The organism is Brevibacillus sp. M2.1A (genome assembly GCF_013284355.2).
Taxonomy (GTDB): Bacteria; Bacillota; Bacilli; order Brevibacillales; family Brevibacillaceae; genus Brevibacillus.
In genome coordinates, this window is the sequence record NZ_JABSUY020000001.1 from 4,907,456 (window position 1) to 4,920,401 (window position 12,946).

13 protein-coding genes and 1 riboswitch are annotated in these 12,946 nt (G+C 49.5%); of the genes, 5 read left to right on the plus strand and 8 right to left on the minus strand.

Annotated elements, in window-relative coordinates:
• Positions 1–12: 12 nt before the first annotated feature.
• The 5 genes from HP567_RS23490 to moaC form a co-directional block, all read right to left on the minus strand.
• On the minus strand, positions 13–1,221 hold the full coding sequence (locus HP567_RS23490; protein WP_173610994.1) for an aminotransferase-like domain-containing protein: 1,209 nt from the start codon (positions 1,219–1,221) through the stop codon (positions 13–15).
• A gap of 190 nt (positions 1,222–1,411) precedes the next feature.
• Positions 1,412–1,882, minus strand: a complete 471-nt coding sequence (locus HP567_RS23495) for a hypothetical protein (RefSeq protein WP_173610993.1) — start codon at positions 1,880–1,882, stop codon at positions 1,412–1,414.
• A 154-nt stretch (positions 1,883–2,036) separates the two neighbouring features.
• A complete protein-coding gene (locus HP567_RS23500) occupies positions 2,037–3,218 on the minus strand; it encodes a pyridoxal phosphate-dependent aminotransferase (protein WP_173610992.1) in 1,182 nt (393 codons plus the stop codon).
• An 83-nt stretch (positions 3,219–3,301) separates the two neighbouring features.
• Positions 3,302–3,416: riboswitch (SAM riboswitch) on the minus strand.
• 60 nt (positions 3,417–3,476) lie between these two features.
• Positions 3,477–4,733: an MFS transporter gene (locus HP567_RS23505; RefSeq protein WP_173610991.1), complete on the minus strand. Its 1,257-nt coding sequence runs from the start codon at positions 4,731–4,733 to the stop codon at positions 3,477–3,479.
• Between the two features lie 3 nt (positions 4,734–4,736).
• On the minus strand, positions 4,737–5,219 hold the full coding sequence (gene moaC / locus HP567_RS23510) for a cyclic pyranopterin monophosphate synthase MoaC (RefSeq protein ID WP_173610990.1): 483 nt from the start codon (positions 5,217–5,219) through the stop codon (positions 4,737–4,739).
• A 172-nt stretch (positions 5,220–5,391) separates the two neighbouring features.
• Between moaC and HP567_RS23515 the strand changes: the two genes are divergently transcribed.
• The 5 genes from HP567_RS23515 to HP567_RS23535 all read left to right on the plus strand — a co-directional run bounded on the left by HP567_RS23515 (position 5,392) and on the right by HP567_RS23535 (position 9,309).
• The gene (locus HP567_RS23515; RefSeq protein WP_173610989.1) at positions 5,392–5,931 is read left to right on the plus strand and encodes a methylated-DNA--[protein]-cysteine S-methyltransferase; all 540 of its coding nucleotides are present in this window, start codon (positions 5,392–5,394) and stop codon (positions 5,929–5,931) included.
• The gene (locus tag HP567_RS23520; protein WP_173610988.1) at positions 5,924–6,637 is read left to right on the plus strand and encodes a 2OG-Fe(II) oxygenase; all 714 of its coding nucleotides are present in this window, start codon (positions 5,924–5,926) and stop codon (positions 6,635–6,637) included. Before HP567_RS23515 ends, HP567_RS23520 begins: the two co-directional genes overlap by 8 nt.
• A gap of 12 nt (positions 6,638–6,649) precedes the next feature.
• Positions 6,650–7,468, plus strand: coding sequence for an SPL family radical SAM protein (locus tag HP567_RS23525; protein WP_173610987.1), 819 nt, complete (start codon positions 6,650–6,652; stop codon positions 7,466–7,468).
• A gap of 103 nt (positions 7,469–7,571) precedes the next feature.
• Positions 7,572–8,279: a molybdopterin converting factor subunit 1 gene (moaD, locus tag HP567_RS23530; RefSeq protein ID WP_173610986.1), complete on the plus strand. Its 708-nt coding sequence runs from the start codon at positions 7,572–7,574 to the stop codon at positions 8,277–8,279.
• A 4-nt stretch (positions 8,280–8,283) separates the two neighbouring features.
• Positions 8,284–9,309 (plus strand): ThiF family adenylyltransferase, encoded by a 1,026-nt coding sequence (locus tag HP567_RS23535; protein WP_173610985.1) that lies wholly within the window; start codon positions 8,284–8,286, stop codon positions 9,307–9,309.
• A gap of 63 nt (positions 9,310–9,372) precedes the next feature.
• On the opposite strand, the gene HP567_RS23540 is transcribed toward HP567_RS23535, so the two are convergent.
• Genes HP567_RS23540 through HP567_RS23550 form a run of 3 tightly spaced genes read right to left on the minus strand, consistent with a single transcriptional unit; the run spans position 9,373 to position 12,866 of the window.
• The gene (locus tag HP567_RS23540) at positions 9,373–10,434 is read right to left on the minus strand and encodes a sensor histidine kinase (protein ID WP_173610984.1); all 1,062 of its coding nucleotides are present in this window, start codon (positions 10,432–10,434) and stop codon (positions 9,373–9,375) included.
• Complete coding sequence (locus HP567_RS23545; RefSeq protein WP_217367230.1) at positions 10,431–11,093, minus strand: response regulator transcription factor; 663 nt, start codon at positions 11,091–11,093, stop codon at positions 10,431–10,433. Before HP567_RS23545 ends, HP567_RS23540 begins: the two co-directional genes overlap by 4 nt.
• 15 nt (positions 11,094–11,108) lie before the next feature.
• On the minus strand, positions 11,109–12,866 hold the full coding sequence (locus tag HP567_RS23550) for an ABC transporter ATP-binding protein (protein WP_173610982.1): 1,758 nt from the start codon (positions 12,864–12,866) through the stop codon (positions 11,109–11,111).
• Positions 12,867–12,946: the final 80 nt, after the last annotated feature.

A 12,946-nucleotide genomic window follows, 5' to 3' on the forward strand; every position in this document is an offset into this window, starting at 1 on the left:
TTTTTGCTTCCATTAAACATTTGTCACCAGTGATTCGCTGTAGGCGTGAAATGCTTTGCCCAGTCGTGAAATCGCAAGCTCCGTGTCTTCCCGGTTCAAAAGCGTATAGTTCAAGCGCATCGTATTGAGATGCGGCTCAGCTGCATAAAACGGCTTCCCTGGCACGAATGCCACGCCTTCCTGTACGGATTGGGCCAGCAGCTTCTCTGCATCGAAGTGCTCAGGCAGATTCACCCAGAGGAACATCCCGCCTCTTGGTTTTTCCCACTGTACGCCCTCCCAGTTTTGCGCAATCAAAAGCTCATGCATCCATTCCATGCGCGCCTTGTAGGACTCGCGGATTTTCTCAATGTGGCGCTCCAGATCAAAGCGGGACAACAGCTCATACAGCGCGTACTGGTCGATTGTGCTCGACTGCAAATCAACTGCTTGCTTCGCCTTCACCATCATTTGAATCACGCGGGTATCTCCAATGGCCCATCCGGTACGCAAGCCTGGCGCGACAATTTTGGAGAAGGTACTAGTGTACACCACACAGGAATCGGTCGGATGCTCATCCAGTGAGAAAATCGAACGGTACGGAGCTTCCCCATCGAATTGGATCTCTCCATATGGATCGTCTTCCAGGATGAGAATGTTTTGCGCCTTGCATTGACGAAGCAAGCCTAGACGACGTTCAAGGCTCCATACCTTTCCTGTTGGGTTGGCAAAGGTAGGAATGACATACACCATTTTCGGGCGATACTGGGCAATTTTTTTCGCCAGATCGTCCAAATCCATCCCATTGGCATCACCGTCTACGGGAATCGCTTTGATTCCCCGGAATTGGAACAGCTGAACGGCTGCCAAATAGGTAGGGTTTTCGACGAGAACGACATCGCCTTCGTCTAAATATACACGGCACAACAAGTCAACTGCTTGCTGAGAGCCAGTAGTGATGATCATATTATCTGCACCGACGTTCATATGCTTTTGCTTCATGCGGGATGCAATCCACTCACGAAGCGGCAAGTATCCATCGGTCAATCCGTACTGAAGAGCTTTTGCCCCTTGTTCGAATGCGCGATTAAACGCTTCACGCATCTCTGCGATTGGAAAAGAATCCTCTGCTGGCAGTCCACCTGCGAGCGAGAGCACTTGATTGCCTTGAGTCAGCTTCAAGATTTCCCGGACAGCCGAGGAGGATAGTGCTTCAACAGATTTTGAAAACGAGTACTCCATGTTCCGTTCCCCCTTGATTTTGCTTATCCTTGTTTTATCACTGTCAACAGCGTAAGTCCAATCCTTGCTAGCTATGAGCAGATAGGTTTTGACTATGTCGAGCGGTTGTTCAACCATTAGTCTTGACACACTCCATGCAAAAAACCCCTCCTCGTATCAAACGAAAAGGGGTCCATATGTATCGCTATATCTAGGCGATGCGGAACACACGCGGTTTTTCTGTATGTGGGAGGAAAGAGAGGTCGACATGATTGGACGCTTCTTCCATACCGATATCGCTTGCCAACAGCAATGCCTCTTCCTGGAAGGTCGGCGTACAGCTGCCTTCATTTAGCTCACAGAGTCGCTTCAATCGCTTCAGTCTCTCTGCTGACTTTTCTATTCTCATGCATTCGTTCGTCAGCTCACATACGTTGACGTGACGAGCATCAGCGATCATGCTGATATCATTCACATGGACAATCAGTCTTTTGCCTTCTTCTGTAACAAATCCGATCGAGCAAAAATGCGCACCTGACATTTCCAAACGAGTGAGAACAGCATTGGCGTAAACTTCTCCCGTCCGCAAGCGAATCTGGCCTGCTTCAATGGCTCCGCCGATTTTTCTCTCGTTGGCGATCACCGTATACATATCCGTGTAACCGTTAATCTGATAGCGCATGGTACCCTCCCGCTCTCGCTGAGACTAATTATCATTAACAACAATGACATCGTATAATGAAAATCATTATCTGTCAATAATGAGAATGATTTTTATTCTAAAAGGAAAAAGCCACACTCCATTTATACGGTAGTGTGGCCAAATTGTCTCGCTTTTATTTTGTTTTCGTAAATAACCCCAGCCGCTCAATCCGCTGGACCGCTTCCGCAAGACGCTCTTCGTTGGATAACAAAGCCGCTCGCACATAGCCCTCACCTGTGGGGCCAAAGCCATTTCCCGGCGCTACGACGACATGCGCTTTTTCCAAAAGCAGGTCAGAGAACTCCACGGATGTGAAGCCGCTTGGAACAGGAAGCCAAGCAAAAAACGAACCTTGAGATGGTGGCGCCTGCCAGCCAATCCGATGCAGATTGGAATACAAGGCATTACGGCGGCTTTCGTAGACAGCGACGAGATCGCGGACGCACTGCTGCGAATCCGTCATCGCTTTGGCTGCTGCCATCTGTACCGCTCCGAACAGGCTGACGAAGTAATGGTCCTGAATGAGGTTAATCAGACGAACCAGCTCGCGATTTCCTACCATGGCACCCACACGCCAACCTGCCATATTGTACGTTTTGGACAAGGTATAAAATTCTACGCCTACTTCTTTTGCACCCGGAACCTGCATGAAGCTGACCGGCTTTTTCCCGTCATAGCTAATCGCCCCGTAAGCGAAGTCGTGGCAGACGACGATTTCATGTTTTCGGGCAAAACGAATAGTTTCTTCATAAAACTCAATTGGTGCGTTGACTGCTGTCGGATTGTTCGGATAGTTGAGAAACATCAGTTTCGCTCGATCCAAATCAGCTTGGGAGAGCTGGCTGTAGTCGGGCAAGAAATCATTTTCCGCCTTCAACGGCATCATGGCCATCCGTCCGCCTACGACCGCAACCCCCGACCAATAATCCGGATAGCCTGGGTCTGGAACTAGTGCAACATCGCCTGCGTTCATGAGGACTTGGCAAATCTCTACGAGTCCGGTTTTGCTACCGAACAAAATCGCTACTTCTTCCTCTGGATCGAGGTCCACATCAAATTCTTGCTTATACCAATGAGCCACTGCCTGCTTCAGTTCCACGCGTCCCTGAAAAGGCGGATATTTGTGATGGAGTGGTTGTGCCGCTTGCATCTGTAATTCTTCAATAATGTGCGGCGGTGTCGGCAAATCGGGATTGCCCTGCCCCAGGTTAATGACGTCATGGCCTTGCGCAATGACCTTGTTTACTTTTGCCACCAGGGTCGCAAAAAACTGGGTAGGGAGTCGATCAATCATATCGGAGGGTTGAATGCGCATCTTTGTTCCATTCCTTTCTTGGGCCCAATACAGTAAAACCCCCTTTTTCCAGACAGAAAAAGGGGGAGATCAGCTTGGTCACGTCCTTATCTGTCAGGAAAAAATCCTGCTGGAATTGGCACAGCATCTGTCCATCACATGGAACAGATCCGCTGCCGGGCTTCATAGGGCCAGTCCCTCCACCTCTCTGAATAAGTCAAACACACGGAATATACTGTTTTTTCGTCTATATCATACTACTTGAGCACGTAAACCGTGTCAAGATGCTTGGTTCTGTACCGGCATTTGATGCCTTCTTTTCTGAAAAGAGCTGTGGAAGGCAAAGAAGGCGACAGACAACAAACACAAGCCTGCCATCACGAACAATAGTCCCTGCGCGTGAATGGATTGGAAAATGAATGCGCCAAGCAGTGGACCGAGCATCCGCCCAGCCGATCCAGTCCCTGCAATCAGCCCTTGGATAAAGCCTTCTCGTCCCTCAGGCGTAAATTGTGCAGCTACTGCCGGCACCGCTGGCCACACGAGCATTTCGCCCAGCGTCATGATGAACATGCCTGCCACAAAGCCTGCATAAACCGTTGACTGAGACAAAATCAACATCGACAAGGCAAAAATATAAGCGCCCAAGAGCATTTGTGCTTTTAGCGTACGAGCAAAGCGTCGAATGACCCACGCAATCAATGGCTGACCAAACAGGATCAAACCGCCGTTCAGCGTCCACAACAGACTGTATTGACGGAGGGAAATGCCCAGGGTTTGCATATAGGTCGACAGCACCGTCGTCCATTGGACATAGACAATCCAGCTAATTAACAGCCCTCCGCATAATAGCAGCAATGCGCCCCATACCACTTTTGTCTCTTGTTGTGGTTGTCGCAGCACATCACCAGCTACTTGCTCAGGCATGCTTTGTCCAGTCGTCGCGTTTTCGCGTTGTTGTTCCACCATTTTTAGCTGACGCGGCAAAATGAGCATGAACATCGCGAGGACGATCACTTGAGAGATGGCATTACCGAAAAACGTCCAGGCAAACGATACACTTGCCAAGAAGCCGCCCAACGCAGACCCGGCAGCTACCCCCACATTGAGGGAGACATAAATCAGATTGATTCCTTTACGTCCTCCGTCCGGCCATAAAACGACGGCCAATGCATTCATCACAGGAGAAAGTGTCCCGTAAAACAGTCCATTCAACAGAAGCAAGACAACATAAATCGTAAAATCTTGCGTTACACCTAATCCGATCGAAATCAGGATAACACCGATGGAACCTACAATAATAGTGCGCATTTTGCCCCAGCGGTCAAACATCATCCCGCCAACAATACTTCCGATCAAAAATGCGCCTTGATTTAAAAGCAACAAGAAGCCGGCTACAGTCAGCGGCTTTCCGAGATGATTGTGAATATAGATCGTGACTAGCGGCCAAATACACGCCATTCCGGTAGAAAAAATGACGGCAGCAATCGCCAATAAACGAATGCTGCTCGGATAGGATTCCCATTTTTGCCTCATGGCTTACTTCTCTCCCCGATGGAAATCGCCGCTTTTTCCGCCTGTTTTGGATTGCAAACTGGTCGGACCGATTATCATTGCTTTATCCATGGCTTTGCACATGTCATACACCGTCAAAGCCGCTACGCTGACAGCGGTCAACGCCTCCATCTCGACGCCAGTTTTCCCTGTCGTCTTCACGGTTCCTGTAATCGCAAGCGTCGTTTCATCTACAAATGCAAATTGTATGTCGATGCCAGTCAATGGCAGCGGATGACACATCGGGATAATTTCCCACGTCTTTTTGGCAGCCATGACACCTGCTACCTGCGCAACTGCGAGTACATCGCCCTTTTCGATTCGACCTTCGCGGATTCGGGCGAGTGTTTCGGGTTTCATGCTGATTTGGCTCTCGGCTACAGCCACCCGTTTTGTGACGTCCTTCTCGGATACGTCTACCATCCGCGCTCGATTTTGTTCATTAAAATGTGTTAATTGATCTGTCATACTAGAATCGTTCCTCCTCTATCTCCTCCTACCTTACTCCCGCCGCTGGATAAAAGCAATGGGAATGTAGAAGACATTGTTTCGTTATCTTGCTCATCCACTCCTAAAAACGTACGAAGAACAGGTGCTGGAGGTATACTGTGCGTACACAGTTCAAAGGAGGCGTATGGAAATGGAAATGAGGAAGAATCAGACGGTACATTGGTCCATGCTTGTGCATGGTGATTGGACCATTTATCTAGCTGCAACGGCTGCCGGGCTTTGTTATGTCGGCTCGGTCAACCAGCCTTTTGCTGAATTGGAAGCTTGGGTTAAAAAACATCACCCACAAAGTTCGCTGGTGCAAGACGATCTATGGCTAAAGCCTTTTGCAACAGAACTGATGGAGTATTTGCAGGGAACGCGCGAGCATTTTTCCATGGATTGCGACCTGTCTGGAACGCCTTTTCAGCTCGCTGTCTGGGAGGCACTGCGCCAAATCCCATACGGTCAAACGGTATCGTACACCGACATTGCAACCATTATTGAAAAGCCTGCTGCTGTTCGTGCTGTCGGTGCAGCAATCGGTGCCAATCCGGTTCTCATTACAGTACCCTGCCACCGCGTCGTCGGTAAAAACGGTTCACTGACTGGCTATCGTGGAGGACTGCCCATGAAGACAACTCTGCTTGATCTGGAGAAAAAGACAAATCGGGGTGTGAAGCATGGCTAAATCAGTGGCAGAGACGATCACTGCACTTGACTGGCATTCCTTGCAACAGGAGCTAGACAAACAAGGGTATGCGACTTTTCCTTCCTTAATAAGCGCCGATGCGTGCGAAGAATTAATCGCTACGTATGGACAGGATGACCTTTTTCGCAATACGATCCAAATGGCGCGGTACCGTTTCGGTGAAGGGGAGTATCGCTATTATCAAGCTCCCCTTCCCTCGCTTTTGCAGGAGCTTCGCGAAGGCTTTTATCCAATGCTTGCGCAGACTGCGAATCGGTGGCTGGAACTGCTGGGACGCGAAGCTATTTATCCTGCTACCCTCCCTGAATTTTTGGCGCAATGTCACGAGCAGGGTCAGTTGCGCTCTACTCCACTGATTTTGAAATACGAAACAGGTGGCTATAATTGCTTGCATCAGGATATGTACGGCGAGGTGTTCTTCCCGTTTCAAGTGGTTTTTGCCTTGAATCAGAAGGAGAAGGACTACAGGGGCGGAGAATTTCTACTGATGGAGCAACGACTGCGCGCACAGAGCAGGGGATATGTGATAACCTTGGACCAAGGCGCTGGCCTGATTTTCCCGACATCCTACCGTCCAGTGCAGGGAACGCGAGGCTACTATAAAAACACGCTGCGCCACGGTGTCAGTACGATTACCTCAGGAAAGCGCTACAGCCTCGGAATTATTTTTCACGATGCAAAGTGAGGAACGCCCCATATGAAAAGCATCCTTTCCTATAAAATGCCGAAAACCCTCCTTAATAAAGGAAGCGGATTTCTTGCTGATTACACTCACTCGCTCAATCCCTATACGGGCTGTTCTTTCGCCTGCTCTTATTGCTATGTTCGGCAAATGCCTGTCTCTTTGTTTCGCAACGAGCAATGGGGCACGTGGGTTGACATTAAGCAGCAAGCTGCCGATTTATTGCGCAAGGAGCTTTTGCGGGCAAAGAAAAAAGGAAAGGTAACCATCTTCATGTCTTCGAGTACAGACCCGTACCAGCCCATCGAACAAACGGAAAAAGTAACGAGGTCTTTACTCGAAGTCATGGTAGAGAATCCACCCGATTTTTTGCTGGTGCAGACGAGAAGTCCCTTGGTTTGGCGGGATGCAGATTTGTTGCTCCTGCTGGGTGATCGCGTCCGCGTCAGCATGACCGTCGAGACCGATTTGGAGGTAATTCGCCGGTACTTTAGCCCGCAAGCTCCCCCCATTCAAGCGCGGCTCAAAACACTCCAGCGCTTGGCGGAAGCAGGCATCCCTACACAAGCAACGATTGCCCCTGTTTTGCCGAGCAGTGAGTCATTCCCGGAGATTTTGCGCCCCTTGGTCACCCGTGTCTGTGTCGATGACTTTTATATGGGAGATGGCAGCGGCGGTAAACGAACGAAAAGAAACGGCATTCCCGCTCTCTATGAACAGCTGGGACTGGAACAATGGTATGATCCTACCGCCTATCGGATCGTCTATGATCGGCTATTACGTGTTTTTCCGCCGGATCAGATTTATTTGAGTCAGGAAGGCTTCGCCCCTTAGAATCTACTGTCGATTGTAACACCCCATTCATTGGCAACTTTGATCGGTTTATGATATCGTCTAGCCTAGAGAGTAGTATCATCCAGGGAAATGAGGAATTGTCTTGACCATTACAATCTTGTTATTTGCCGGACTCGCCGAACGTGCGAATGCCCGGGAAGTACAGTTGACCTTATCTGAAGGCGCGACCGTTAGCGACCTTCTGCAAGCAGTGGAAAAAGAATATCCTGCGCTCTCTGCGCTTTTGGGCAGTTGCTTTGTTTCTATCAACCACGAATATGCAACGAAAAATCAGATCATTTCAGCCGATGACGAGATTGCCCTCTTACCTCCAGTAAGCGGCGGAGAAGAAGACCCGCGCTTTGCCATTACCGAGGAGCCTATTTCTGCGGACAAGCTCGTTCGATTGGTGAGCAACCCGCATGCGGGCGCAATTCTTACTTTTGTCGGAACTGTTCGGGAATTTACCCATGGGCAGCGCACCGTGTATTTGTCCTATGAAGCGTATGCCCCTATGGCTGTTGAAAAAATGAAGCAGGTGGCAGCTGAGATCGAGGAACGCTGGCCGGGAGCCCAAGTCGCGATGCACCATCGTATCGGTCATTTGACTGTGGAAGAGATTGCGGTTGTTTGTGCCGTGGCAACAGCGCATCGTAATGAATCATTTGAAGCAGGCCGTTATGCCATCGAGCGACTCAAGCAGATCGTTCCTATTTGGAAAAAAGAAATGTGGGAAGATGGAAGCGAATGGAAGGGCCATCAGCAAGGACCATGGAATCCTCTTGCGATGCCAGAAGGAAAGGTGGAGTAACGCCTTGGATACTCGCTATTCCCGTCAAATATTGTTTCATCCAATCGGGCGCAGTGGACAGGAAAAGCTCGGGCAAAGCCGTGTTGCGATCGTCGGCATGGGAGCGCTCGGAACGGTTCTCTCCAATCATATGGTCCGTGCTGGGGTAGGTTTTGTCCGCATCATTGACCGCGACTTCGTCGAGCCGAGCAACCTACAGCGTCAAATGCTCTACGACGAATCCGATGCAGCCGAGCATTTGCCAAAAGCAATTGCAGCCCACGCCAAGCTGACAAAGATCAATGCAGCTGTTACGATCGAACCGATTGTCGCAGACCTCACCGCTTACAATGCGGAGGAATTGCTGGCAGACGTCGATCTTGTTCTGGATGCGACAGATAATTTTCAGGTGAGATACCTCGTAAACGATGTTTGCGTCAAACATGGCATTCCGTGGGTGTACGGTGGCGCTGTGAGTGCGACCGGAACCTTTACCGCGATTCGTCCGGGGGTCACGCCTTGCTTGCGCTGTCTTTTCCCTGAAGCGCCAAACCCGGGTGAGATGCCTACCTGTGACACGGCTGGCGTCATCGGACCTATCATTCACATCGTCGCCTCCTATCAGGCAACAGAAGCATTCAAGCTGTTAGTGGGCGCAATCGATGAACTCAATCCGAATTTGGAGCACTTTGAGATTTGGCATAACCGCCATCAGCAAATCAAGGTGGTCAATGCCCGCCGAGACGATTGTCCGACATGCGGGCAGAAGCAATTTTCGTTTTTACAGCCGGATACCCAAGATGGACAAGCCGTTTCGCTTTGTGGTCGAGACACCGTACAAATCTCGCCCGCCGCTGCAATGACACTTGATCTGAACGCATTGGCAGCAAGACTTTCCCCTTTGGGACAAATTGAGCAGAACAAGTTTTTGCTGCGTTTCCGTGTCGATACGTACACGCTCGTCATTTTCCCAGATGGTCGCGTCCTCGTGCAAGGCACAGATGACGTCAGCCTGGCACGTTCGCTCCATGCCAAGTATATCGGCGCGTAACTGGTTTACCCGTAATGAAAATAAGCTGTCCCAGACCGTCACTCGGACGAAGGGGCAGCTTTTTTACGCCGTTTGAACAAATGTAATCGTAAACGTGGTACCTTTCCCTACTTCACTATCCACGACGATCGTGGCATGATGCAAATCCATTATTTTTTTCACAATCGCCAGCCCCAGACCACTGCCCGAATTGGCTCGATTCCGCGATGGGTCCGCCTTGAAAAATCTTTCGAAAATGCGCTCCTGATTTTCCTTGGATATCCCGATTCCCGTGTCGGTTATTTTCACGAGTACTTCTCCGTTTACCTTCTCCAGCTTTACGCTGATTTTCCCGCCTGCCCCTGTAAATTTGATGCTGTTCCCAAGCAAGTTGGTCCAGACTTGACTCAGCATATCCTCGTCGGCCACGATTTCGACTTTTTCCAAGTCTATGTCCATTTCAATCTCTTTCGCCACCCATTGGGGCTCGCATGCAAGGATAAGTGCGCGTAGTTGCGTGTCCAACCGATATGACTTCCGCTCCAAATCATGCTGGATGCCCTCTAGTGCAGTGAGCTTAAGCAGGTTGTCGCTGATCTTGGACAGTCGCTTGCTTTCCGACTCGATAATCTCCAAGTAGCGTTTACGCTCTTCTTGGCTAAGTCTTTCATTATGCAGGGCGCGAGCAAACCCGCTGATGGACGTCAAAGGCGATTGGATTTCGTGGGAAACATTGGAGATGAACTCCTGCCGCAGCTTCTCCATTTCATTTAATTGTTCCGCCACATGGTTGATGCCGTCCACCAACTCCCCCCATTCATGCGCCAGCTTGATATCCAGATTGACCCGAAAATCCCCCATGGCAATCCGTCTAAGCGCATCAATCAATGGTTGAAACCTGCCCCGATGCCTTGACATGGTGAAGAAAGAAATAATTATTCCTACCCCAATAAACAGGATGCAGTTCAAAACGGATTGGACCAACGTTTTTACAAGATTATTGGGATGATAGCCCGTATAGCTATAAAAGAGAGTCGTAATCCCGTATGCACCTAGGCCGCACAAGGCAAAAACAACACATAAGCCCACCACACTGACGATTTTTTTCAGCAAAACATAGGAATGTTCTGGACTTCTCTTTTTCATACGACGATCTCCAAACGATAACCAAGTCCTCGGACCGTCCGGATCAAAAAGCCGTACATCGCTTCCGGAAAACGTTCCCGCAACCGGTTGATGTGCACGTCTACCGTACGCTCATTCCCCTCAAAATCATAGCCCCATATTTGTTCGATCAGCTGCTCGCGGGAAATGGTCTGCCCGGGATAGCTGGCCAGTTTGAACAACAGCTCGAACTCCTTTAGTGGGATCGTCCAGGTTTTCGTGCCACTCGTGACTGCAAATGTTTTACGATCAAGTAACAGTTGACCTGCTTGAACCTGATGCGAAGCGGCAATCCGGTAGCGCTTGAGCAGCGCTTTTACCCGGACGACCAGCTCCTGCGGATCAAACGGCTTCACCAAATAATCATCTGTCCCCAGCTCAAAGCCTTTGATTTTTTGTGATGTCTCTCCCTTGGCAGTCAGCATGAGCAAGGGAAAATCATAATACTCACGAAGCTTTCGACACAGCTCCCAGCCGTCCATGTTCGGCATCATGATGTCAAGAATCACCAGTTGTGCGGCAACTGATTCCAATTTGTCCAATGCCTCCTGTCCGTCAACGGCTTCCACTATCGTAAAGCCTTCATTGCGCAAGAAGACGCTGACGAGCTCGCGAATATGCGGATCGTCGTCAACTACCATAATCGTGGTCACGTTCTACACCCTCTCTTTTACGAGCAATTGCTGACTAGCCAATTCCCGGTACATCTCATGAGTTTGAAAAAGCTCTTCATGTGTACCCATACCTGTGATTTTTCCCTTTTCCAAAAAGATGATTTGGTCTGCCTCCACCACGGTAGACAAGCGATGGGCAATCACGAGGGTGGTGCGTCCCTTCATCAAATTTTGCAACGCCTTCTGGACGATCATCTCGGAATTACTGTCCAAGCTAGAGGTCGCTTCATCCAGCATCAAGATTTGCGGGTCCCGAAGCAGTGCACGGGCAATGCCGATTCGTTGGCGTTGTCCACCCGATAGCTTCATGCCTCGCTCCCCTACTTCTGTCTCATAGCCATTCGGCAATTCCTCAATAAATTGATCCGCATAGGCCATCTTTGCCGCTTCCTTCAACTCCTCGTCGGTAATCGTCCGTGAAATCCCGTAGCAAATATTCTCTCGGATGGTTCCGGCGATCAATGGACTTTCCTGGGAAACGTAGCCGATTTGACTTCTCCATGACTTCAAGGAAAAATCCGTGATGGGATCATTGCCTAGCCTGATTTCTCCAGTCAGTGGCTGGTAATATCTTTCAACCAGGGAAAACAACGTCGTCTTGCCGCTGCCGCTCGGTCCGACAATCGCATTTACTTTTCCGGCCCCAATCGTAAAGCTGACATCATCGAGAATGGTTTCCCCGTTCTCATACGCGAAGCTCACATGGCTCAAATGGATGGGCAGTCCTGCGTTTTCAAGCGTCCGTCCTGTCAGAAGATCTTCCTCTTCAGCGTTCAGTGTCGAGATGATTCTTTCGGTTGCCCCCATGGCTTTTTGTAACGAGGTGAAAAACTGTGTGAATTGCCCCAGTGGGATGACAATTTGCACCAGATACAAAATAAATGCGACCAGCTCACCAGCTGTCAATGCTCCCATGGACACGCGCATGCCACCATAGCCGATCACAACCACGAGCAGCACCATCAGGATAAAGGACATTAGCGGTCCAATGACGGCTTGGACTTTTCCTTCTCTCAGCCCGAATCGGAACAAATTCCCGATTGCCTTTGTTCCCATTCCCAACTCGTGGGTTTCGGCATTGGAAGATTTGACGAGCCGCATTTCTTGGAGCACTTGATTCATAATGGTTGTAAAGCTGGCGGTTTCATCTTGCAATCCTTTTGAAATTTTGTACATCTGACTGCCAAGCGGCATGAGAATCCCGATGCACAGCGGCACAGCAACGAGCATGGTTAACGTCATTTGCCAATCGAGGTAGAGCAAGGTCACCACAGAACCAACAATCGTGATCAATCCTGTGAAAAAGCTGGACAGGTGCTCCGTAATCAGGCTTTTCACAACGCCGGTATCGTTTGTCATTCGACTGATCGTATCACCTGTCCGGTTGTTATCATAATAAGAGATCGGCAGGACGAGCAGTTTTTTCCATAGTCGTTCACGGAGTGAGGCCACCACACTCTCGCCGACATGATTTAATAAGTAGATGGACAGTCCTCCTGCAATGGCTTGTGCGACAAAGGCAACGATCATTAGAATGATTTGTGGTGTTGTGATCGTAGACAGGGAAAAGCTGTCCACCAAATCCTTCGTAAACAACGGTATCACTAAGCTAACTAGTGTAGTTGCGATGCTCATGAACAACGCGACACCGATTTTCAGCTTGGATGGCTTTGTGTCCCTAATTAATCGAAAGAAAGGTCGCCAGTTTCCCCATTTCGCTACGCTGTTGGTTTGTTCCATTCGTTCATTTCTCCCCTTTTTCCTCCACTCATTTTCACTTGCAAGTGATAAGATACTGCATGAATGTAAACGAAATATAA